Here is a 23642-nt window from a genome sequence, read left to right as displayed (position 1 = left end):
CAGCCGGCTCAAATTCTCTCTGCAACTCATTTTCAAACAGACAATCATCATTGCTGCTATTACATCAGCACCGATGATGGCATTTGCAAATCAGCAAACTACTCAACTCTCTCGGAACACCGTCGAAACAACACTGGATAATGGTTTAAGAGTCATTATTAGAGAAGATCACCGCGCACCTGTAGTAATTAGCCAAATTTGGTATGCCGTCGGCAGTAGTGACGAGTCAGGGAATTTACTCGGCATTTCACACGTACTAGAACATATGATGTTCAAAGGCACTAAAAAAGTACCGAATGATGAATTTACACGCCTTAGTCGAATTTATGGTGGTAGTGTCAATGCATTCACATCCACAAATTACACCAATTACTATCAATTCTATCCTAAAAAATATCTTCCACTGGCATTAGAGTTAGAAGCAGATCGAATGCAAAATTTAGTTCTGCGCCAAGAAGATTTCGAACCCGAAATTAAAGTCGTAATGGCTGAACGACGGCAACGAACAGAGGACAATCCTCGCAACCTTGCTTTTGAAAGATTTAAATGGATTGCATACCCGACCAGTCACTATCGCCAACCAGTGATTGGCTTAATGAAAAATCTGAATAACATTCAATTGAATGATTTAAAACAATGGTACGAAACTTGGTACGCACCGAATAATGCAACCTTAGTCATTATTGGGGATGTTGATTCTGAACAAACCATTCGAGATGTCAAAAAATATTTTAATAAGATTCCCAAAAAATCAGTTCCTGAACGAAATGATGTGCTTGAATTTTCAAGAATTGGATATCGCTTCATGGAGCAATATCAGGCTGTACACGTACCCAACTTATTTATGTCTTGGAATGTTAATTCCATTAAAACAGCAAAAAATCCTCAAGACGCCTACGCTCTAACCATTATTCAAAATCTATTGGACGGCGGAATTTCAGCACGCCTACAAGAGAGACTGATCCGAGATAAGCGAATTCTGACCTCAATTAATGTGAGTTATGATCCATATAATCGTGGGGATAGCCTATTTTTAATCTCTGCCATACCAGCTGAAGGTATCAGTCTAGAGCAAGCGCAAAAACGCATACAGCAGGAACTTGATTTATTCAAATCAGAATTAGTGAATGAAAAAGAACTCAATCGGGTCAAGGCGAATTTCATTTCAAATTTAGTGTTCAGCCAAGATGATATTATTGGGCAAGCTCGACTCATTGGTTTGCTCAGCATCAATGATCTAGACTATCGCATGATTGATCAACTCCCTGATTACTTTGATAAAGTCACACCGCACGATTTACAACGCATTGCCAATATTTATTTTAATCGTGACAATTTGAGCGTTTTACATCTTTATCCTGAACACAAAAACAATAACTAGGCGTTTTATGAATTATTTATCTTCTCTATTTTTAACGAGTGTATTGTGTGGTGCCATCTTGAGTTCAATGTCGCATGCGGAGGAACTTATAGAAGCTGAACCAATTGAACAAATCATCGAAGAAGATCCCAGTGGTCTAAGCTCGATCAAAAACTTGTTAAGCTTAAAAGAGATCAAAAAAAATTCGCACAATTATCAAGCACCTTTTGTTCAAGAACTTAAAAACTCTTTAAATGTACGAACCTTATTTGTCGAAACGAATGATCTGCCAATGGTCGACATTCAAATTACATTTAATGCTGGATCTGCACGAGATGAAGTCATAGGTAAAGGACTTTATGGTATATCCAATATGGCAGCTCGCCTTATGCTTGAAGGAACAGATCAGCTCAGTGCCAAACAGATTACCACCACATTTGAGGGATTAGGCGCCAAATACTCTTTCAACGCCTTTCGTGACATGTTTGTTGTTCGACTAAGAGTGTTAAATGATCCTGAAAAATTTGACCCTGCACTGAACTTACTACTGCATTTAATCAAGCATGCCACCTTCAAACAATCAGGCATTAATCTCGCGCTCAGTAATACTCATATTGGACAAAAACAACTTCAAGAGAATCCATCCAGACTAATGTCAATACAACTGTACCGTATGCTGTATGGGGATCATCCATATGCTCAACCAACAGCTGGGACAGTCGGTAGTTTAAAAAAGATTACGCCTGAATTACTCAAAGAATTTAGAGATCGATTGCTTGTCGCTCAAAATTCCAATATAGCAATCACAGGACAACTCACTCAAGATCAAGCTCAACAGATCTCGGAACTGATCAGCATCAATTTACCACAAGGGCAAAAGCAGCCTAACCTTCCAACTCCCGTAAGTGAATCAGGTTTTAAAATTTCAGTACTAAAACGCGAAAGCCTACAAGCACATGCATTAATGGGTCATTTATCTTTAGAGCGAGCACATCCAGATCGTGCCGCTTTGGAAGTTGCCAACAGAATGTTTGGTGGTGGGAGTTTTAATTCAATCTTATCAAAAGAGTTACGAGTTAAACGAGGACTCACCTATAGCGCATCGAGTACGCTGACTACACCACAGGTACCTGGCGTTTTTAGTTTTGGATATGCGACACAACAAGACCAATTGCTCGAAAGCTTAAAGCTCGCACATCAAGTATTCATTGACTTCAAAAAACAGCCGATTACTGACTCTTTACTTAAAGAAAATAAAGAAAGTATTCTTCGGTCTTTTCCGATGACCTTAAATAGCAATGCAAATATTAATGCCCAAATCGCATCAATTGGTTTTTACGGACTTAATTCCAATTATCTAAATGAGTATCAGGAGCAGATTCGAAAACTAACTCGCCAAGATATTCAAAATGCAATACAAAAACATTTACACCCCGATCAAATGACTGTTATTGCTGTCTCTGAACGTGTCACTGCCAAGGAGATCGAAGAAATACTGAATCAAAATCTTGGGCTCAATCTGAATAAGATTGAAGACTAATCCAACTTTTCAATCGCTGGATAAATTTTTATATGAGCATTCTCGATATGATAAGCATTCAGCAAACGATAAAATTCAATATTTTTAATCTTAGGTTTTGCAAGTAACAAAGTTGCCATTTCATGCGTTCGCTCTAAACGATTTTGAGCCGCGAGCGCTTGAACTTGTTCAAAGTGGGCAGAATTAATTGGACGATTCAGTGCAATACTAGAGACAATAAGAATAAAAAGTACAATGCCTATGATGAAAGCATTTTGAATCTGCTCAATATTTAATTGTGAGAAAAGATCAGACGAAATTTTTTTTAAATGGAGCATGTACAACCTCGGATTAGCTTAAGTGTAATCCGAGATGCTTTAAAAATATAGTGTTAACGTTGATTTAAACAAGAACCATTATGCAAAAAATGGCGCTTATTCACCTTTAAGAGACAACATTCTGTACAACACCAAAATATAAGATAGCAGCGATCACCGCGAGTACGATAAAAATAGTGAAAACACTTAAACCACCTTCAGCATCATCAGGGTGTTCTTCGTCAATGACGGCGATACGTTTTAATTCGCCGTCATAGTAGCGATAAAATTCAGCTTTCGCTGCAGGATCAAGCGTCTGCGTGTAATCATGCACACGTTTACGCTGCTCTAAACAGTAGTGACCTAAATGGATTTCTTGATGAAAAATTGCTTCATTAAGTTGTTTTTTATGATGATGTGCAAGCGCAATAATATCGGATGGCTCTGGTGGATTGCCAAATGTGAAACCATCAATGGTATTAGTCATAAGTCATTCTCCTTTATAGTTATTTACAGTTTTATCATAAACCCAATATAAAATGATTAAAGTTTAATCATGTAAGTATTTTTTAAAAGATTTATCTTGAAAATTTATTTGACAATTAACGCAAATTGTAATATTAGTTTAATATTACTTTGTTATATTCCATTTTGACCTAATTTAGGTCTTTATAACTGTAGTACTAATCATAATTAGAATAAGGAGTTTTATATGATTAAACAATTCTCTCAACAAGACCTCGAACATATGTATTCGAATGCTGTAAATACCATTCAATTTGAAATGAATTTTACAGATGCAGTTTCAGAACTTGAGAATGCAGCACGTGCGGGTCACGGTAAAGCAGCGATGTTTCTAGCTGAACTCTATCTTCAAGGTTTCCGTGTAGAACGTGATTCTTTGAAAGCACAGTATTGGCAAAACATGGCCACAATGCAAGCATAAATAAACGTCACATTAGTGGCGTTTTTTTAGCTCTTTTATTTACATATTTGCTTACCAAACTTTAAATTAATGCAACTAAACTTTAAGAAAAAATCATTAGACTGAACTTATCATCATTGGTAATGAATCATCGAACGATCATGAACACCTTTGTACAGTTGACACCAAATTCAAAGCATTTTTTACTCAAAGTTAATATCCTTAAAACCATGATGTATTGTGGAGTACTGTGGGGACTGTACAATCCAGAACATCAAGGTTGGGCCATTCGATCAATCAATCAAGAATACATATTCCCCTTCTGGCTCAACTCAGTCCAGGCTTTACATTATGCAAAAATTCACTGGCCGCACTATCAGCCTCGAAAAATAACGTCTGATGATTTTAAAAATTCACTACTCCCAACCCTAACGCGACTAAAAGTCACACCTGCCCTGTGCAATCATCGAGATCGCCACTTTAAGCTCACTATTCCACACATGCAGATGCTATTTTTTCAAAATCATTTGAGCCCATCTATTTAGCAGAAAATTCCACTAAAACAATTGTAAAGATTTAAGATTTCAGTTATTAACTTATACATGGATGAATAACCAACAAGAGGAACCTTTATGAAAACAGTAGCTCAAGTCCTACAAAATAAAAACAATTCAGAAATCTCTACCATCACACCTGATGCTACAGTTTTAGAAGCAATCACATTAATGGCAACAAAAGGTATTGGTGCCGTTGTTGTCGTACAAGATGAAAGACTTGTTGGAATTTTATCTGAACGGGATTACACGCGTAAAATTGCACTTATGCAACGTACATCCGACTTAACTACAGTCTCAGAAATTATGACTGGTACGGTTTTATCTGTAAGTAAAAGCAACACCGTAGATGAGTGTTTAGATTTAATGACAGAACGTCATATTCGCCATCTGCCAGTATTAGAAGACGATAGACTCGTCGGAATTGTATCAATTGGTGACTTGGTTAAAGCCGTGATGGAAGACCAAAAAGTATTGATTGAACAACTTCAACAGTATATTTCAGGATAAAAATAAGCTCCCATCTCGGGGGCTTTTTTGATAACTCCATCACGATCTCAATTTTGGACAATTGATTGAAATTGGTCATCTTTTACAATGATTTTCTTTTATTGAGTCATTGAACTATTTAAACAGCATCAGTAAAGTCATTACATTATGGAATTTTTTGCCTAAGGACTGATGATGTATAAAAAGTTATTGTGTTACACCGCTTTATTTGTAACTGCTTCCACTTATGCATCTGAACTTGAACCAACGATAAAGAATCAAATAGAGCTGCTAAAAAAAGCAAAAACATATCAAAAAAAGACGCTCATCACCCCTGCATGTAATACCTATGAAAAAGCCTACATGATGGGATATTTAGGGGCTGATCAAGATATGAAAAATCCAAGAAAAAACAGAGAATTTGTTGAAGCCGCCCTGCAAACTTCTGCCTGTTATACAAATTTGAGTTATACAGAGCAACCTCAAAAATGGCTCGAAGGCACTGTAACACTATTTAAGTTAAAAAATTATTTTGCAGTCCCAAATTTAGATGGCCGACTTAAAGAAATTCAAGATGAAATGATGTCGATTGCAGAAGTGCTATATTTCAAAAAAAATGCTGACTATCGCAATCCCTCTTCTGAAGTGACCAATGCCTGTGCTGCATCTGAAATTGGCTTCAAGATTGGTTATTTAGGTGATCCTGATAAAGCTAAAGATCCTGCATTCAATGCAACATACGTACAACATGGTTTATTTCATGCCGCTTGCGTTTCTCTACTTCCATCCAAGGCTAAATCTGAGAATCCAGCATTTACGAGTTATTTGTCTTACGCAATTTTAAAAGAACTTGCCACCAAATATGACAGCAAAAAAGCACACGAACTAAGTGCACCAGCTGATGAAATAATGAAAACCATGGTTCAAGCTCAACAAGCTCAACAAGCTCAACAAGCGACTGAAACACCTGTTCAAGATCTTTCAATCGAAACGCCGCTCATTCCAATTGAAATTTCCTCCTTTGAAAATATTCTTACGCCTTTAAATGAAGAACCACCAGAAATGTAATTAAAAAAACCAGCCTAAGCTGGTTTTTTTATGTGTTAATTTAAACCTAATTTTTCTGCCACATAATCCGAGTCTTTATCACCTCGACCTGATAAATTCACCACAACAATGGTATCTTTGGACAATTGTGGAGCTTCGCGTATCGCCCAAGCAACAGCATGTGAACTTTCTAATGCAGGCACAATCCCTTCAACTCGAGATAGAGTCATGAATGCATTCAGACATTCTTCATCAGTTGCTGTTGAGTACTCAACACGACCAATATCTTTTAAGAAACTGTGTTGAGGCCCCACACCAGGATAATCTAATCCAGAAGCAATTGAATGCACAGGTAATGGTTCGCCATTTTCATCTTCCAACACATAACACGCCATACCATGAAGTTGACTTGGTTTACCTAAAGTTAATGTTGCCGAATGTTGATCAGTATCTAAACCATGTCCTGCTGGTTCAACACCAATCAATTTCACACTACCATCATTAAGGAATGCACTGAATGCTCCCATTGCATTTGAGCCACCGCCAACACAAGCAACAATATAATCAGGATATTTATTAAATCTGTCTTGTGATTGAACTTTAATTTCATCACCGATAATTGCTTGGAAATCACGCACCATTTTAGGAAATGGATGTGGACCAACGACTGATCCGATGGCATAAATAAAGCTATCAGGGTCTTTCAAATACTCTTCGAAAGCACTATCAACAGCATCTTTTAATGTTGCTGTTCCACGAGTGACTGAGATTAGATTCGCACCCAAAATTTTCATTTTCACGACATTTGGATGTTCTTTTTCAATATCAACTTGACCCATATGAATTTCACATGGGATACCAACCAAGGCACAAGCGGTGGCTAATGCGACACCATGTTGACCTGCCCCAGTTTCAGCAATGACTTTTTTCTTGCCCATGTATTTAGCAAGTAAAGCTTCACCCAAACAATGGTTAATTTTATGTGCACCTGTATGGTTCAAATCTTCACGCTTCAGATAAATTTGAGCACCGCCCAATTGTTCTGAAAGTCGTTTGGCATGAAATAGAGGACTTGGACGACCTACATAATGCGCAAACAGCTCTGAAAGCTCATTTTGAAATTCAGATGTTTTACGAATTTCTTCATAAGCAACATTGATTTCATCCATTGCTGCTTTTAAATGAGGTGGAATAAATTGACCACCATATTCACCAAAAAAACCTTCTTCATTTGGCAATGCCACACCATTGATTTGATAGCTCATATCAAGATCCTTTAGATGAATATAATTTAAAAAAGTTAGCGGGAGAGGAATTTAGTCATATCTTCAATGCCTTTTAAAGTCATTGGATACATATGATCTTCAAATATTTCTTTGATCAATCCTATCGTTTGAGTGTAATGCCAGTAATTCTCAGTTTCAGGATTCAACCAAGCCGTCTTTTCATAATGCTGGCGCAAACGACGCAACCAAATTTCACCCGACTCTTCATTCATGTATTCGACAGAACCACCAGCAGATTTTAATTCGTATGGCGCCATACTTGCATCACCAACAACAATCACTCGATAATCTTTACCATAGGTATTAAATAAATCTAAGGTATTCATTTTTGTCGAAGTACGGCGATGATTGTCTTTCCACACGTAATCATAAAGACAGTTATGGAAATAGAAATATTCTAAAGTCTTAAATTCTGTTTTGGCTGCACTAAACAGTTTTTCACATTGTGCAATATAGGCATCCATAGAACCGCCTACATCGAACAACATCAAAACTTTAATTCGATTACGACGCTCTGGCACCATCTGTACATCAAGAATTCCCTGCTTAGCCGTTTCGCGAATCGTTTGATCTATATCAAGCTCTTCTTCAGCACCTTGACGCGCAAATTTTCTCAGACGACGCAACGCCATTTGCATATGACGTGTTCCCAAAATTTGATCATCATCAAGATTTTGGTATTTACGTTGTTCCCACACTTTCACCGCAGATTTTTTACGTCCCGGCCCTCCAATTCTCACCCCCTCTGGGTGATCACCAAAAGCTCCAAACGGTGAAGTGCCACCAGTGCCAATCATACGATTACCACCTTGGTGTTTTTTATGTTGCTCACGCAAACGCTCTTCCAGCATTTTCATGAGCTCTTCTAAAGAACCTGCTCTTTGTAGTGCTTCACGTTGCTCTGGCGTTAAGTGTTTTTCAAGGAGTTCTAAATCAAACCATTCTTTAGGAAGTTGATTAACTTTACTGAGTAAATCATCTACATCAAAGGTTTGAATGCCCTGAAAATAATCCTTCATAGCACGATCATACTTATCGAAGTAACGCTCATCCTTGACCATGACTGTCTTCACAAGCTGATAAAAATCATCTTGATCTGCAAAAACCAAACCTAGACTAATTGCTTGATTTAAATCAATCAGCTCGCGCGTCGTTACGGGGATTCCGTATTTTCGCAAGGTGTAAAACAGTCTTACGAACATAGTATCACCTATCGACGAGTCATAAATGCGAGGCGCTCAAGTAGCTGCACATCTTGCTCATTTTTGATGAGCGCACCATACAGCGGTGGAATTGCTTTTGACTTATCATGGTTTCTTAAAATATCTTCAGGCATATCATCAGCCATCAATAAGCTTAACCAATCAATTAATTCAGAAGTTGAAGGTGGCTTCTTAAGACCAGGTATTTGGCGAAGCTTAAAGAAGACCTGAAGTGCCTCACTGACCAATGTCGTTGAAATTCTTGGAAAATGAACTGCAATAATTTCACGCATGGTCTGTTCATCTGGGAATTCAATATAATGAAAGAAACAACGGCGTAAAAAAGCATCAGGAAGTTCTTTTTCATTATTTGAAGTGATGATCACAATTGGACGCTGTGTTGCAGTAATTGTTTCACCAGTTTCATAAACAAAGAATGACATTTTGTCTAGTTCATGAAGCAAATCATTTGGGAACTCGATATCTGCTTTATCAATCTCATCAATTAATAAAACGCAACGTTCTTCAGAGGTAAATGCTTCCCACAATTTACCTGGTTTAATATAGTTTTTAATATCATAAACACGCTCATCACCCAATTGACTATCGCGTAATCTTGAAACGGCATCGTATTCATAAAGACCTTGTTGAGCCTTCGTCGTTGATTTGATATGCCAAGTAATCAGTTTTAAACCCAGGCTATCAGCAACTTGTTCAGCCAATAATGTTTTACCTGTACCTGGCTCACCCTTCACTAAAAGAGGCTTTTGCAACGCTCGAGCGGCCTTCACAGCAAGCTTGAGACTATCTGTGGCGATATATTGATCTGTACCCGTAAATTGATGTGCATCAACAGACATAATGAAACCTTATTTTTTTATTTGGATAATTAAAGTGGTGGTGTCTTCACTGACGATGTGTGTCTCAGATTCTTTTGTTTAGAAGCGTACTTAGTCCAGAAATAACCTGCCAATAACCCTAAAGCAATAACAAAGGCAATCAATGAGAAATTAGACCAGATCAAAGGTGAATCTTTTGTTAATACCCCAAAGATCAAACCAAAAGTTGCAGGTGCTAAGGCGGAATTAGGACCTTCAGAAATCGTTGGTGTTGCCAAAATAGCAAACACAAAAATCCAAGTCACTCCACCTAAAGGTGAAGGTAGGCGTTTCGCTATGCCGTACCAACACCACAGAATAATCAAAGTTCCGAGAATATAGACGGTAATTGCAATGTTATATTCTGGAATTGAATCCAACATTGAAACAAACTGATCCCATCCTCCAACTTGATTATCACGCACCGCGTAGTCCCTCTGGCTCTACCGCATTAGGATTGATCAATCCTTCAGGCGGCAATTGTAAAAAGAATCCTTTCGTCTGAATTGAATCCATCACATGTAAAACATTTGCACGTGCTAATTTGCGTTCTGCATGTAATTCCAGTGACATCACAAATGTCGCTCGGCCAAATGCATTTTTCATTGCATCAGATAATACTGATAACGGATCAACAGCTTCTTGGTTTTCCGCTTGTTCAGGACGCGCAACGTAAATATACATTTCGTCTTTCTTACTAGATTTGTAGATTTCACACCACATGATTCAAACAACACCTTTTAAACTCAAAGCAAAGCATACATCAAAAAAAACGGCGAAACATTAGCGTTTGTTAACGCATCAGTCTAGTTTAGGATGACTGGTAATTCTTTAATCAAATTTTGAGAGAAGTCATTCATTGACTTTCATTTGCATACTCAAATATTGTGCATCTTTATGAAGCAACTCAATTAATGGCTTCGTCAGTAAATCATAACGCCAACCGAGTAAATATTGAGGTAAGTCTTGTTCATCGCCATGAAAAACCACATGCTGATATAAAGCCCCGAGCCATTTTTTTCGCATTAACACTTCTTTGGGGATCACCAACACTTCTGCAAGATTACCAATCATGTTATCAACATCATGTGTAATATCTTTAGATGAATGTTTAATTGGTCGAGCAATTCGTAATGGCCATTCTTCCATTGGGGGCAGCAACGCAATAATATCCAAAATCGTTTTACCGTGCTCACGAACCACATTCGGACGAATATTTTTAACTTGGGATAATTGAAATGTATTTTTTGGATTTTTTTCCACCAAATCAATCATAGTGGCATTTTTCAGAATAAAACTTCGAGGCTGATTTAAAGCCTTCACCATTTCTTCACGCCAAACACTGAGCAATTGTAGCTGCATTAACTGCTTTCGAGAGTGTCTATAATTTCCGACATCTTCGTATAGTTTCTCTTTCGGCGTTTCTGTCGCAATCTCAAGCGTGAGGCTCTTACAATCCTCTAGTACATACTGATAATGCCCTTTTTTCTCTAATTCATTTTTTAGCGCATCGGCTAAATTCATAATATATAAGACATCATTCGCTGCGTATGCTTTTTGCTCTTCAGTTAAAGGACGTGCAAGCCAATCTGAACGTGTTTGATCTTTATCAATTTCTATATTTAAAATTTCTTTAAGCGCATTTTGATAACTGACCTGTAATCCGTGTCCGAGAAAAGACAAAGCCACCTGAGTATCAAATACATTATTAAGATGATTGCCTTTTGAATAATGGTAAATCAGATCAATATCTTCACCACAAGCATGGAAAATATTTTGCTTTGCAGCAAAAACTTTAGGCCAGAAACTCGAAAAATCTAGACGTGTACCGTCTAATAAAAACACCTGATCTGCGACATTGATTTGCAAGACACCCAATTTTGGCCATAGTGTATCAACTTTGATAAATTCAGTATCTAAACCATAAACATCTTGTTGACTCATTAGTGTCAAAACATGCTCGAGTTCTTTTTGCTCTTGGATAAATTGAAACATCATAAAAAACAATGTGCTAGATTGGTATCGAGATGTATTTTAGCTTAAATTATCAATTTTAAATATAAATTTTCAATTAAAGCGTCAAGCAAATCTATGTATACACTGTAAATAGTTATAAAACATGAAAAATTTAATATTTTTTTTGACTAAAAAACTACTCAGAAAAGTGATATTTCTCTAATCAAAAAAATAAGCACAATTTGTGCTTATTTCATTTGCATACGATTATGAACTGCTTGGCTTAAGGTGTGACTATCGACATACTCAAGCTCACCCCCTTGTGGTACACCTTGAGCAATACGCGTCATTTTGATATTCAAATGACGTGTGGCTTCTACCAAATAATGTGCCGTAGCCTGTCCTTCAACCGTTGCATTGGTAGCGAGAATAACCTCTGCTACCTGACCTTCAGCTAAGCGTTGAACTAATGCAGGTATGCCAACCTCTTCAGGCCCTATACCATCTAAAGGAGATAAATGCCCCCCCAATACATGATATTTGCCTCTGAAACTTCCACTTTGCTCAATTGCCATCACGTCTGCAGGAGATTCAACCACACAGAGCAAGGTATCATCTCGGTCTTGCGACAGACAAATGTCACACACCTCATTCTCAGTCAATGAGTGGCAAATAGAACATTCATGGATATGATCAGCGGCATAGCTAAGTGCTTCAGATAATGCCAAAGCACCTTGCTTATTCTTCATGATCAAATGCAACGCCATACGCTGAGCCGACTTAGGCCCAACGCTTGGTAAAATTCGCAGTGCTTGGACGAGTTGGTCAAACCGTTCGCTGAACACTCGGCAATATCCTTAAAATAAACCTGATAAGCCAGGAGGTAATCCCATACCACTATTTGCAGACTTCATTGTTTCTTCTGAAATCGCTTCGGCTTGGCGTGCAGCATCATTCATAGCAGCTGCAATCAAATCCTCAATCATATCTGGATCGTCTTGAAGTAATTCTGGATTGATTTCAATGCGTTTTACCACATTACGGCAAGTCATTGTCACTTTTACCAAACCACCACCAGCTTCAGCATGCACTTCTTTCTGTGCAAGCTCTTCTTTCGCTTTCTTGATGTTGGACTCTACTTCCTTTTGCATGCGCTGTGCTTGTTGCATAAGCATGTTAATGTTCATTTGTATACTCCGAACAAATTTAAATTAGACTAAATCAAGACCACGTTGAATGTCTGCAATAATATCATCAACGTCTTCCAAACCTACTGAAAGACGAATTAAACCTTCTGCAATGCCAGCTGCAGCCTTCGCTTCATCAGACAATTTACCATGAGTAGTCGTTGCAGGATGAGTAATCGTTGATTTTGCATCCCCAAGATTTCCAGTAATAGAAATAAATTGAGTGTGATCAATCACTTTCCAAGCAGCTTCTCGCCCACCTTTTACCACGAATGAAACGATACCACCAAAACCTTTTTGTTGCTGTTTAGCCAAATCATGACCTACATGATCCGCTAAGCCAGCAAAGAATACTTTCTCGATTTTATCGTGCTGATGAAGCCACTCAGCAATCTTTTGTGCACTTTCAGAATGAGCCTTCATACGTAGACGAAGCGTTTCCAAACCTTTTAGGAAAACCCAAGCATTGAACGGACTCATAGAAGGCCCAGTTGTACGAACGTAGCCAAAAACTTCTTCAAGTAATTGATGACTACCTACGACAGCACCACCCAACGCACGACCTTGACCATCTAAATATTTTGTCGCTGAATAGACAACTAGATCCGCGCCCAATTTTAATGGTTGTTGTAGCACTGGCGTACAGAAACTATTATCAATTGCGAGTAAGGCATCATTTTCATGCGCGATATCTGCTAATGCACGAATATCAGCAATTTCCGATAATGGATTTGACGGAGATTCTACAAATAGTAGTTTAGTTTCTGGTTTGATCGCAGCTTTCCAAGCATCTAAATCTGTTAAATCAACAAAATTGACAGTCACACCAAACTTAGAAATATATTTTTCAAATAAGGCCACGGTTGAACCAAATACTGCTCGAGAACATACAACATGATCACCAGCCTTTAAGAATGACATCGCCACCGCCATGATCGCAGCCATACCCGTACTTGTTGCCACTGCACGTTCAGCACCTTCCATTGCAGCCAATCTTTTTTCAAACATTGCGACTGTTGGGTTTGTAAAGCGAGAATAAATATTACCGGGCTCTTTCCCAGAGAATTTAGCTGCTGCTTCTGCTGCATTTGCATATACAAATGAAGAAGTTAGAAACATCGGTTCAGCATGCTCACCTTCAAAACTGCGCGTATGACCTGTACGAAGTGCTAATGTATCAAGTTGGTATTCAATGTCGTCTTGCTGGCTCATTGCTCTAAATCAGTCCTAAAAACTGCCTTTGTGAATAATTGCCAACATTTTGAGCGCCCAAAGCATTTAAGGTCAAGGTAAAATATATAAATATCGCTTAGACTTCGTTCAAATCACATGCTTATGAGATCTTCAACCTTCATGGAACATTTAAAAACTAACTGGCGTTCTAAACAAAGCAAGTTAAAAAATTTAGGGACACGCATTTTTTACGGTAAATCTTTGGTTTTATCTCAAGCAACGCCGTATGAAGTGATAGGTACTCATAAATCGAGTAAAATTCGATATTACGCATCTGAAAATAAAAAATATGTTGAGCCATTGGTCTTTGTCGCGCCTTTAGCGATCAAGATGGATATTTATGATCTTTATCCATACCGTTCTCTTATCAAATATTATACAGAGCAAGGTTTTGACGTGTATTTGTTGGATTGGGGACACTTTAGCTATAAAGATCGCGATCTCAACTTTTTAGGTTTTATTGATGATGCAATCCCGAATTGTATCGATCAAATTCGTACACACGCTAAATCTGATCAAATTTCATTACATGGCTGGAGTATGGCGGGAATATTTGTTCTGTTGTACACAGCGCTCAGACAGCCGAACCATGTAAAAAATCTAATCGTTTTAGGTAGTCCAATTGATAGCTTTGCTTCAGGTAGTATCGGAAAGCTATATGCTAAGATGAATCGCTATCTTGAAAGAACTCGTCTACTCAAACATAAAGTTTATAACGGTCGTATTCCTAAGCGCCTCATTCACTCCCCAGGTATTTTAAATGCAATTGGATTTAAAATTTTAGATCCAAAAGGTTGGTATGAAGGCCATAAACAATTATTACTGAATCTTGATGATAAAAAACTTTTGCATGAACATGCCACTTTAGGTTATTTCCTCAATCATATGATTGATTATCCTGCTGGGGTAAACCAAGATATGTTATTCAATGTCTGGTTAAGAAATCCGCTAAAAAATGGTTATATCGAACTTCAAGATAAGAAAATCGAATTAAAAAATATAGACTGCTCTCTTATGATTGGCGCGGGTTCAAGCGATCAAATGGTCACAGCTGATGCTGTTAGACCATTGACTGAATTGACAAATAGTCGTGATGTCACGTTTACTCTTATTCCTGGTGGGCATTTAGGTTTAATGTCGAGTCAAAAAAGTGCCGATCAATTTTGGCCTGAACTTGCTCACTGGTTAGCAGAGCGTTCAACACAAATAGAGTAAAGAAAATGACGACAGTTGCATTTATTGGATTAGGCGCAATGGGTTACCGTATGGCAGCTCATTTACCCAAACACTATGAATCAGTTTTGGTATGGAATCGAAATTTCGAGAAAGCCAAACAACATGCAACTGAATATCAAACACAAGCTGTATCACTTCAAGAAGCTGCCCACGCTGATATCATTTTTAGTTGCTTACCAACGAGTCAGCAAGTCAATGAGATCATTCATCAAGTCGACATTAAATCTGGATCAATTTGGGTAGACTGTACCAGTGGCGTGCCTGATGCAGCTAAAGCACAACAAGCTTTTTTAAAATCAAAAGGTGTATTTTTTCTAGATGCGCCGGTTAGCGGACAAACTATTGGTGCTGAAAATGCGACTTTAACCTTCATGGTTGGTGGTGAAAAAGCGGCTTTTGAAGCTGCATTACCAGCAATGCAAGCCATGGGTAAACTGATTAAGCATGTAGGAGACTCAGGATCTGGTTTTGCTGTGAAAGCAGTGAACAACATGCTCTTGGCTGTTCACTTATGTGCCGCTGCTGAAGGTTTTACTGCACTTAAAGCACATGGTGTGGATTTAAATGAAGCTTTAGAGTGCATCAATGCTTCAAGTGGTAAAAGTGGTGTGACTGAAAATGTATTGCCTCAACGGGTATTAAATCGAAGTTTTCCAAATACTTTTGCCTTACCGTTACTGAGCAAAGACACTGGTATCGCAGTAGACCTCATTCATCAAGCAAAATTATCCGCACCTGTCATTACGCTTACTCAAAGTCTAATTGGTGCTGCTAATGCAATAGCTGAACCTAATAGTGATTTTTCGACAGCAGTTAAAATGTACGAATCATGGAGCAAAATTACCTTAGAATAAATTTTCGCCATTGAATTCACATATAAAGCCCATATAATTGAAATGTGACAATATCAAATGTCCATTTCTAAATGAGGATACTCATGAATAAGTTTTTATTAGGTTTAATTACTGCTGTATCTGTTTCAGCTGGGGTTAATGCTTTTGCCGACACTACAAAAGAGTGTGAAAAACTTAAAGATGATTACAACATCATCTATGCATCAAAAGGCTTCTGTTTTAAAGATCCAGATACTAAGGCAAAGTTCGGCAATGAAAATTGCAATACAACTAAACCTAAGTTCTCAGAAAAAGAGCAACAAAAGCTTGACTCCATTAAGCAACGTCAGAAAGAATTGAACTGTAAATAATTCAATCTAATTACATTCTGGGAATAGTTATGGCTTACGATGATCAAAATATTTTTGCAAGAATTCTACGTGGTGAACTTCCTGCAATTAAAGTGTATGAGGATGAGCAAGTTCTTGCATTTATGGACATTATGCCTCAGGCAGATGGTCATACTTTAGTCATCCCTAAATCACCTGCCGTAACTTTACTCGACTTAGATCCAAACACTGCAGCGTACACGATTCAAATCGTTCAAAAAATTGCAAAAGCGATTGAAACAGCACTAGATGCAAAAGGTATAGTGTTGATGCAGTTATCTGGTGCTGCAGCTGGGCAAACCGTGCCTCACGTTCACTTCCATCTTATTCCAAGTTCAATTCATGAACTGGGTAAACACGCAGCACAAATGGGTGATCAAGAGCGTATCAAGACTTTGGCTGAGAAGATTAAAGCTGCTTTATAACAGATCCTCATAAAAAAAGGAGCTTTGGCTCCTTTTTTTTGGTTTATGCCTTTTGATTACTATAAATTGTTTCTATCCATTTTCATGATAATGAAATAAATTCTTAATATTACTGACTTATTTGTAATGAATACTTAGCACCAATAGAGAACAGTAGTTACAAAAAAACTACTGATCATGATTATTAGGACAATAAATCAGTCTTTACTGGAGCTAGAAATGAAAAAAACACTTTGTGCATTAGCAGTTGGGGCAACACTAATTACACCATCAATCGCAATGGCAGCCGACGTTAAAATTTATGGTCGTGCGCATGTTTCATTAGATTACCTTGATGATGGTAAAGATTATAATGAAGTGGGTTTATCATCTAATTCATCTCGTCTAGGCTTTAAAGTTGAACAGAAACTAGAAAATGATATGACTGTTTTTGGTCAAATTGAACAAGAAATCAACTTTGCTAGCGGTGGACAAAATTCAGGTGTTGATTTTGCAACACGTGATACATTTGTTGGCTTAAAAGGTAATTTCGGTCAAACTCGTGTCGGTCGTTTTGATAGCCCTTTTAAAATAGCACGTGGTCCAGTTAACTTTTTCGGCGATCAAGTAGGTGATTTACGTAATGTAACACGTGCTGGTGACTTACGTTTTGATGAGCGTAATGAAAATACCATCGAATATAAATCACCAAAATTCGGAAATGGGTTCAATGTATTAGCAGCACTTTCATTGCACGAAAGCAATTCTCCAGGCTTCACGGAAACAATTGTAGATAAAGATACTGGTGAAGTTATTCAAAAGAAAGGCGACTCTAAAAAGAATAAAGCTTACGATCTTGCATTGACCTATAAAGAAGGTCCTGTTGATTTCGCAGCTGCTTATGAACACTATGAAGAAGATGCGACTCGCGGCGAACGTGATGGCTTCCGTTTAGCTGGTGCTTATAAAATCACACCTGAGCTAAATATTGGTGGTTTATATCAATATATGACTCATGACAATGACGTAAAAAATCCTGATGCACAAGTCATTGGTGTTGCAGCTGATTATAAATTTGCACCAAAAACATATATCCGTGGTCAAGTGATGCACCGTGATGTAGATGCTAAAGATGCGAACGCAACACTCATTGCTTTAGGACTTGAACATCGTCTTGATAAAGCAGTTCGTGTTTACGGTAACGTCGCAACTGTGCTTAATGACAAAAACTCAAGCCTTACACCGTGGGAACAAGCACGTACAAATAATGTGAAGGGTTTCAAAGGTGAGGATGCTTTAGGTTTATCTTTAGGTTTCCGTTACGATTTCTAAGCCCTAATTGATTTAAAAAAAGCACACTTATTGTGTGCTTTTTTGATTAAAATAAAATAAATCCAATTATATATATTTATCGAATATATACCAATCAATGTAATATTACTGTCACACATCAAACGTACCATCGCTGCAAGGTCTTTCCTGACGGCTCAAAAAGCAATAATTGGTACTATGCACTCTTTTGAAAACTTTCAACACAATTCAGACACTTACATTAATCGCGAACTTTCATTATTAGAATTCCATAAACGAGTTTTAGCTCAAGCTAAAGACCCTCACCACCCCTTATTAGAGCGACTAAATTTTTTAATCATCTTTTCTCGGAATTTAGATGAGTTTTTTGAAATACGCGTTGCTGGACTTTTAAAACAGATCGAATTAAATCAAATAACTACTGCGCCTGATGCTATTCCCAATGAAATTATTTTAGAACAAATATCTAAAACAACGCATCATGCGGTTCAAGAACAATATCAGATACTTAATAACGAGCTCATTCCTCAACTTAAATCTTATGGTATCGAATTTATCCAATATCATGGAATTTTAGATAAATATACTGAATGGATTCAAAACTACTTCAGTAAATTTATTCAACCAGTAATCACGCCCATCAGTTTAGACCCTGCCCATCCTTTTCCCCGTTTAGTCAATAAGAGCCTTAATTTTATTGTCACGCTTGAAGGTAAAGATGCTTTTGGTCGTCAGATTGAGCTCGCGATCGTACCTGCACCGAGAACTTTGCCAAGGGCGGTCAAAATTCCTGATGACTTATGCGAAGGTAAGCAACATTACATCCTGTTGTCGGCTATTCTGCAACAACATATCAATGACTTATTTCCAGGAATGAAGGCGACAGGATGCTACCAATTCCGTGTTACACGCAATGCTGACTTAAATTTAGCTGACGATGTAGACGATCTGGCAGTTGCTCTTAAAGATGAACTTTCTTCGCGAAGATTTGGACGTGAAGTTCGACTTGAAATTGATCACAATTGCCCAGAAACGATTAACCAATATCTACTTGAACAATTTTCTTTAGAACCTTCACAACTCTATCGTGTTCAAGGTCCTGTAAATTTAGCTCGATTATTTTCAGATTTTGATTGTCCAGATTTGAAGTTTAAACCCTATCAACCCGTGATACCGAAGATATTGAGACAATCAAAAAGTATATTTGATGTATTAAAACAACGTGATGTCCTTTTACATCATCCTTTTGACTCATTTTCACCCGTCATCAACCTGTTAAAAGAGGCTGCAAAAGACCCTAATGTCTTGGCAATTAAGCAAACTCTTTATCGCAGCGGACCAGATTCAGAGATCGTTCAGGTCTTAGCAGAAGCAGCACGAAATGGTAAAGAAGTTACTGCGATTATTGAATTACGTGCTAGATTTGATGAAGAATCCAATATCATGGTCGCCAACCTCCTACAAGAAGCTGGAGCTGTTGTTGTGTATGGCATCGTGGGCTATAAAACTCACGCTAAAATGATTCTGGTTGTTCGTAGAGAAGCAGATCATCTGAAACGGTATGTTCATTTGGGAACTGGCAATTATCATGCTGGTAATGCAAAAATGTATACCGATTACGGTCTTCTGACCACTGATGATGACATTTGTGAAGATGTCCATAAAATCTTTCAAGAATTGACAGGTATGGGAAAAATGGCAAAGCCTAAAAAGCTGTTCCATGCACCTTTTACCTTGCATGAACAGCTTTTAAAACTCATTGCCAATGAAATCCACCATGCTAAGTCTGGTCATAAAGCGCATATTATTATCAAAGTTAACGCTTTAACTGAACCTAAATTAATCGCGGCACTTTATCAAGCGTCAAATGCAGGTGTTCAAATCGATCTGATCATTCGTTCCATCTGTTCATTAAGACCTCAAGTACCACAGTTATCAGAAAATATCCGCGTCAGATCCATTGTAGGACGTTTTTTAGAACACACACGGGTCTACTATTTTCTAGATCAAGGCAATGAGAAATTATATTGTTCAAGTGCAGACTGGATGGGACGTAATTTATTTTCAAGAGTAGAAACTTGTTTTCCGATTGAAGATAAAAAACTAAAGAAAACGATTATTAAAGATGGTCTACTGAATTATCTGAACGATAATCAACGTGCTTGGGAATTAGATCAAGAACATCAATGGAACAAGGTATGCCCACCTGATGATCAAGAAATTTTTATCGCTCAAGAATATCTAACCAATCTACGTCAAATGTAGTGATCAAACATTAAGTGTGATCCACAATGTCCTTAAATTGAGCATCTAATACTTGGGCCAATGATTGAGGATCTAATCCGATATCTAGCCCTCGTTTTCCACCACTCACGTACACCTTTTTAAGAGAACTTGCCGATTGGTGAATGACTGTATTAAGTCGCTTTTTTTGAGCAATTGGACTAATCCCACCCACTAAGTAACCTGTCAGACGCTCAGCCACTTTCGGATCAGCCATTTTAAGTTTTTTACAACTGAAAGCATTCGCCGCCTTTTTTAAATTAAGTTGATGGTCCACTGGTAAAATTGTCACAAAATAATTGACATCATCTGTCACTAGAAGTGTCTTAAAAACTTCATGTACAGATAAACCCAATTTTTGAGCTGCTTCTAAACCAAAACTTTCAGCATTAGGATCATGCTCATATTCATGAACAGAATAATCTATCTTTTTGTTTTTTAGAAATTTACAAGCTGGCGTCATGATGATTTCAGGCATTTAATAATGGCATTATTATAAGAAAATATTGAATCAATTTTAAAGTTTTTCTGATCTATTTATCTTACTCATCAATATATTGCAAAACTACAACACTCCAATTTATCTAGGGCTTGACCCCAATCACCAGCTTACTTATGATTTTTGCAAATTGAATTTGCACGGTTACTATTTTGCTTTTTTTACAACGTTTACAATCACCTCCCCCATCCTTTACTTTCCTTAAATATAGTTTAGTTCTATCATCGTGTATCGTGTTTGTTGGTTGCTCATCTTTAGGTGGTGGTTCAGTACAAAAACGCGCCGCAAAACTTTCAACAGGTATTCAAAAGGCATACTCTGTACACCCAGACACCGCAAATAGGGTTTCACCACTAATTGTGCAAAGTGCGCAACAATTTGATGTCGACCCCCTGTTAATGGCCGCTCTTATTCGACAAGAATCGAGTTATCGAAATTATGCAGTATCACCAGCAGGTGCTGTAGGTCTTACTCAAATTATCCCTAGATATTGGCAACAATCTTGTCCAGGTGACCTTTTTCAAGAAAATATTAATATACATTGTGGGACTTTTATCCTATCAAAATATAATCAATCTGCTGGTAGCTGGAAAAAAGCACTGGCCTATTACAACGTTGGGCCTACTGGATACAACACAAATCGAAAAATTAAAAAACAAGGTAAACGTTATGCCAAACAGGTTAAAGAGCATCAAAAAATTTTAAAATCACATTTATAAAAAAAGCCTCTTATGAGGCTTTTATTCTACTGTGTGATTGAAGATGCGATTTTTATTTTTTCAGGAACTGTTTCAATCACTTTTGTCCTCTTAATACAGAATACGGCTATTGCACCAATTACTGCTGGTATAGCAACAGCAATGAAATTCCATTTGTGCGGCAATTCCATTCCTAAAAGAATACCAATGACAATGGGGCCGACAATTGCACCTATACGCCCTACCGCTGAAGCCCAACCAATCCCAGTTGAACGTACAGCAATTGGATAAGATTGCGCTACATAGCTATATATTAAAATACTAGTACCAATTGATGCTGCACCAGCCAATGCCACAAGTAGATAAATAACCATTGGCGGCGAATTGAAACTTAATCCAAATAAAGCAAAAGCTCCAATTACAAACATCGAAATCACTACAGGTTTGAGATGAAACTTATCTGCTAGAATTCCACCACCAATAGTACCGATGACAGCGCCAATATTTAATGAAAGTAAAAATGTTAAACTACTTCCTAAAGAATAACCTGCAGCCATCATTAACTTTGGTAACCAACTTCCTAATGCGTATGTCATTAAAAGACACATAAAAAAACAGCACCAAAATAATAACGTCGTTTTCGCTCTACTATCAGTAAATAGCGATTTAACCGATGCATCAGGTAGTTTAATTTCGTTTAGAACCAAATGAGTTGACGAATTAACATTTAAATCTGCATTGATCTTATTAATAATTTCTGAGGCAGGTTCATAATTTTTTTGTTTCACTAAAAATGTTAGTGATTCAGGCATATACTTCCATATAAACGGTAATACTAATAATGGAATTCCTGCAATAAAGAACATAATCTGCCAACCAAATTCAGGTGTAAATTTTACACCCAATAAAGCCGCCATAATTCCGCCAACTGCATAGCCACTAAACATAATCGTAACTAAGGTACTTCTCAATTTTTGTGGTGCATATTCAGAAGTTAAAGTTACTAAATTTGGCAAAACACCGCCTATACCAAGTCCAGCAATAAATCTTAAAATTCCAAATTCTGTTGGATTACTTGCGAATCCTCCTAAAAAAGTAAAACCACTGAACAAGGTTACACAAATTAAAATAACTTTTTTTCGACCAATTTTATCTGCCAACATACCAAAAAGCATCGCACCAAACATCATTCCCGCTAGCGCTGTGCTCGCTAATAACCCAGCTTGGACAGAAGTCATACCCCACTCTTGCATAAGAAGTGGCAACGTTACGCCATTAATTGCTAAATCATAACCGTCAAAAATTACGATAAATAAACACCATAATACGATTGATAAATGAAAGGGTTTAAATTTTGCATTATCAATTACAGCATTCACATTCATTGTCTGCGCTGTCATTTTTATCTCACCTCCAATTGTGAGTATTTTTAAAATAATGAACCTGGATTCATATTTTATATAAATGCAATAAATTAGGATTTTTGTCTATACAACTTTCTAGTGGATTATTCATTTAATAGATTGATTAATAATTCAATTGGCATAAAAAATCATGAAAATTCAAGTTTTAAGAGTTTTATATTTATTCTTAGTTACTAAGAATGAATTCTTATATAACCTTTCGACTGAAATCTTGATTTTTAATACTCAATCTGCAAATTAGGATTGGCATTTTATTTAATAGTCAACTTTGATGCTCTTTGTAAATAAAAATTTCATTGTAAATCATTCATTTTTTGAACCATTCATTATTGTTTATTATTTAGCTTTTCAACTAATTAGTTGGGTTGTTTTTATGATATTAGCCTTATCACTAAGGCATTTATTGTTTAGCATAAATTAACTGAATGGAGCTTCTTATTTAATTATAAGGGTTTAATTATTTTCAAATTCAATTTTTATATATAAAAAAACACCCCCTTCTATTGAAGGGGGTGTTTAGAATAATGAGCTGGCGATGACTTACTCTCACATGGGTAACCCCACACTACCATCAGCGCTAAGAGGTTTCACTTCTGAGTTCGGGAAGGGATC

The 23642-nt window shown here is 37.3% G+C and carries 26 protein-coding genes and 1 rRNA gene; 13 read left to right on the top strand and 14 right to left on the bottom strand.

The genetic code is table 11. The annotated features are described in order from the left end of the window. Positions 1-73: 73 nt before the first annotated feature. Both AC1M9K_RS13200 and AC1M9K_RS13195 read left to right on the top strand, forming a co-directional pair. Entirely contained in the window at positions 74-1381 is a 1308-nt protein-coding gene (locus AC1M9K_RS13200; RefSeq protein WP_481589529.1) for a M16 family metallopeptidase, read from the top strand. Between the two features lie 7 nt (positions 1382-1388). Continuing rightward, positions 1389-2900 carry a M16 family metallopeptidase gene (locus AC1M9K_RS13195; RefSeq protein ID WP_481589507.1) on the top strand — a complete coding sequence of 504 codons (1512 nt, stop codon included), beginning with the start codon at positions 1389-1391 and terminating at the stop codon, positions 2898-2900. Here the strand turns inward: AC1M9K_RS13195 and AC1M9K_RS13190 are convergent. Together AC1M9K_RS13190 and AC1M9K_RS13185 are read right to left on the bottom strand one after the other, a co-directional pair. Continuing rightward, positions 2897-3217: a hypothetical protein gene (locus tag AC1M9K_RS13190; protein ID WP_180028944.1), complete on the bottom strand. Its 321-nt coding sequence runs from the start codon at positions 3215-3217 to the stop codon at positions 2897-2899. The genes AC1M9K_RS13195 and AC1M9K_RS13190 overlap by 4 nt on opposite strands. 106 nt (positions 3218-3323) lie before the next feature. Then, a complete protein-coding gene (locus tag AC1M9K_RS13185; protein WP_180028945.1) occupies positions 3324-3683 on the bottom strand; it encodes a hypothetical protein in 360 nt (119 codons plus the stop codon). Between the two features lie 225 nt (positions 3684-3908). Here AC1M9K_RS13185 and AC1M9K_RS13180 point away from each other — a divergent pair, with 225 nt between their 5' ends. The 4 genes from AC1M9K_RS13180 (at position 3909) to AC1M9K_RS13165 (ending at position 6232) form a co-directional block, all read left to right on the top strand. Next, positions 3909-4142 carry an SEL1-like repeat protein gene (locus AC1M9K_RS13180; protein ID WP_035266572.1) on the top strand — a complete coding sequence of 78 codons (234 nt, stop codon included), beginning with the start codon at positions 3909-3911 and terminating at the stop codon, positions 4140-4142. Between the two features lie 140 nt (positions 4143-4282). Next, a complete protein-coding gene (locus AC1M9K_RS13175) occupies positions 4283-4666 on the top strand; it encodes a DUF2750 domain-containing protein (RefSeq protein WP_092768437.1) in 384 nt (127 codons plus the stop codon). An 87-nt stretch (positions 4667-4753) separates the two neighbouring features. Further along, positions 4754-5185, top strand: coding sequence for a CBS domain-containing protein (locus tag AC1M9K_RS13170; protein WP_481589506.1), 432 nt, complete (start codon positions 4754-4756; stop codon positions 5183-5185). 174 nt (positions 5186-5359) lie between these two features. Beyond that, on the top strand, positions 5360-6232 hold the full coding sequence (locus tag AC1M9K_RS13165; RefSeq protein ID WP_481589505.1) for a hypothetical protein: 873 nt from the start codon (positions 5360-5362) through the stop codon (positions 6230-6232). Positions 6233-6267: 35 nt separating this feature from the next. Here the strand turns inward: AC1M9K_RS13165 and trpB are convergent, their stop codons facing one another. The 9 genes from trpB to AC1M9K_RS13120 all read right to left on the bottom strand — a co-directional run bounded on the left by trpB (position 6268) and on the right by AC1M9K_RS13120 (position 13932). After that, positions 6268-7476: a tryptophan synthase subunit beta gene (gene trpB / locus AC1M9K_RS13160; protein ID WP_481589504.1), complete on the bottom strand. Its 1209-nt coding sequence runs from the start codon at positions 7474-7476 to the stop codon at positions 6268-6270. A gap of 35 nt (positions 7477-7511) precedes the next feature. Then, positions 7512-8699 (bottom strand): vWA domain-containing protein, encoded by a 1188-nt coding sequence (locus AC1M9K_RS13155; protein ID WP_481589503.1) that lies wholly within the window; start codon positions 8697-8699, stop codon positions 7512-7514. A gap of 8 nt (positions 8700-8707) precedes the next feature. Continuing rightward, the gene (locus AC1M9K_RS13150; RefSeq protein ID WP_092768445.1) at positions 8708-9559 is read right to left on the bottom strand and encodes an AAA family ATPase; all 852 of its coding nucleotides are present in this window, start codon (positions 9557-9559) and stop codon (positions 8708-8710) included. A 29-nt stretch (positions 9560-9588) separates the two neighbouring features. Beyond that, complete coding sequence (locus AC1M9K_RS13145) at positions 9589-9960, bottom strand: hypothetical protein (protein ID WP_481589528.1); 372 nt, start codon at positions 9958-9960, stop codon at positions 9589-9591. Positions 9961-9994: 34 nt separating this feature from the next. Beyond that, on the bottom strand, positions 9995-10300 hold the full coding sequence (locus tag AC1M9K_RS13140; protein ID WP_035266558.1) for a YcgL domain-containing protein: 306 nt from the start codon (positions 10298-10300) through the stop codon (positions 9995-9997). A 129-nt stretch (positions 10301-10429) separates the two neighbouring features. After that, entirely contained in the window at positions 10430-11572 is a 1143-nt protein-coding gene (locus tag AC1M9K_RS13135; RefSeq protein WP_481589527.1) for a ribonuclease D, read from the bottom strand. Positions 11573-11781: 209 nt separating this feature from the next. Continuing rightward, a complete protein-coding gene (gene recR / locus AC1M9K_RS13130) occupies positions 11782-12378 on the bottom strand; it encodes a recombination mediator RecR (protein WP_481589502.1) in 597 nt (198 codons plus the stop codon). 12 nt (positions 12379-12390) lie between these two features. Further along, positions 12391-12720: a YbaB/EbfC family nucleoid-associated protein gene (locus AC1M9K_RS13125; protein WP_035266548.1), complete on the bottom strand. Its 330-nt coding sequence runs from the start codon at positions 12718-12720 to the stop codon at positions 12391-12393. Between the two features lie 24 nt (positions 12721-12744). Beyond that, positions 12745-13932 (bottom strand): O-succinylhomoserine sulfhydrylase, encoded by a 1188-nt coding sequence (locus tag AC1M9K_RS13120; protein ID WP_092768449.1) that lies wholly within the window; start codon positions 13930-13932, stop codon positions 12745-12747. Positions 13933-14073: 141 nt separating this feature from the next. Between AC1M9K_RS13120 and AC1M9K_RS13115 the strand changes: the two genes are divergently transcribed. From AC1M9K_RS13115 to ppk1, 6 genes are all read left to right on the top strand, one after another. After that, complete coding sequence (locus AC1M9K_RS13115; protein WP_092768451.1) at positions 14074-15168, top strand: alpha/beta fold hydrolase; 1095 nt, start codon at positions 14074-14076, stop codon at positions 15166-15168. Between the two features lie 5 nt (positions 15169-15173). Continuing rightward, on the top strand, positions 15174-16043 hold the full coding sequence (locus tag AC1M9K_RS13110; protein ID WP_481589501.1) for an NAD(P)-dependent oxidoreductase: 870 nt from the start codon (positions 15174-15176) through the stop codon (positions 16041-16043). A gap of 83 nt (positions 16044-16126) precedes the next feature. Then, positions 16127-16393: a YARHG domain-containing protein gene (locus AC1M9K_RS13105; protein ID WP_035266544.1), complete on the top strand. Its 267-nt coding sequence runs from the start codon at positions 16127-16129 to the stop codon at positions 16391-16393. 29 nt (positions 16394-16422) lie between these two features. Continuing rightward, positions 16423-16836, top strand: a complete 414-nt coding sequence (locus tag AC1M9K_RS13100) for an HIT family protein (RefSeq protein ID WP_180028951.1) — start codon at positions 16423-16425, stop codon at positions 16834-16836. A gap of 219 nt (positions 16837-17055) precedes the next feature. Further along, positions 17056-18147 (top strand): porin, encoded by a 1092-nt coding sequence (locus AC1M9K_RS13095; RefSeq protein ID WP_180028952.1) that lies wholly within the window; start codon positions 17056-17058, stop codon positions 18145-18147. A 177-nt stretch (positions 18148-18324) separates the two neighbouring features. Further along, positions 18325-20391, top strand: coding sequence for a polyphosphate kinase 1 (gene ppk1, locus AC1M9K_RS13090; protein WP_481589500.1), 2067 nt, complete (start codon positions 18325-18327; stop codon positions 20389-20391). A gap of 10 nt (positions 20392-20401) precedes the next feature. On the opposite strand, the gene ybaK is transcribed toward ppk1, so the two are convergent. Continuing rightward, positions 20402-20872 (bottom strand): Cys-tRNA(Pro) deacylase, encoded by a 471-nt coding sequence (ybaK, locus tag AC1M9K_RS13085; protein WP_180028959.1) that lies wholly within the window; start codon positions 20870-20872, stop codon positions 20402-20404. A gap of 269 nt (positions 20873-21141) precedes the next feature. On the opposite strand from ybaK, the gene AC1M9K_RS13080 reads away from it, so the two are divergent. Beyond that, a complete protein-coding gene (locus AC1M9K_RS13080) occupies positions 21142-21627 on the top strand; it encodes a lytic transglycosylase domain-containing protein (protein WP_481589499.1) in 486 nt (161 codons plus the stop codon). A 26-nt stretch (positions 21628-21653) separates the two neighbouring features. Here the strand turns inward: AC1M9K_RS13080 and AC1M9K_RS13075 are convergent, their stop codons facing one another. After that, a complete protein-coding gene (locus tag AC1M9K_RS13075) occupies positions 21654-23006 on the bottom strand; it encodes an MFS transporter (RefSeq protein ID WP_481589498.1) in 1353 nt (450 codons plus the stop codon). A gap of 551 nt (positions 23007-23557) precedes the next feature. Then, positions 23558-23642, bottom strand: a 5S ribosomal RNA gene (rrf, locus tag AC1M9K_RS13070); the annotation flags it as partial.

This window comes from Acinetobacter sp. 24-47-67 (genome assembly GCF_056779735.1).
The sequence above is the reverse complement of the archived record's forward strand: the minus strand, read 5'-3'. Positions and strand labels throughout refer to the sequence as shown.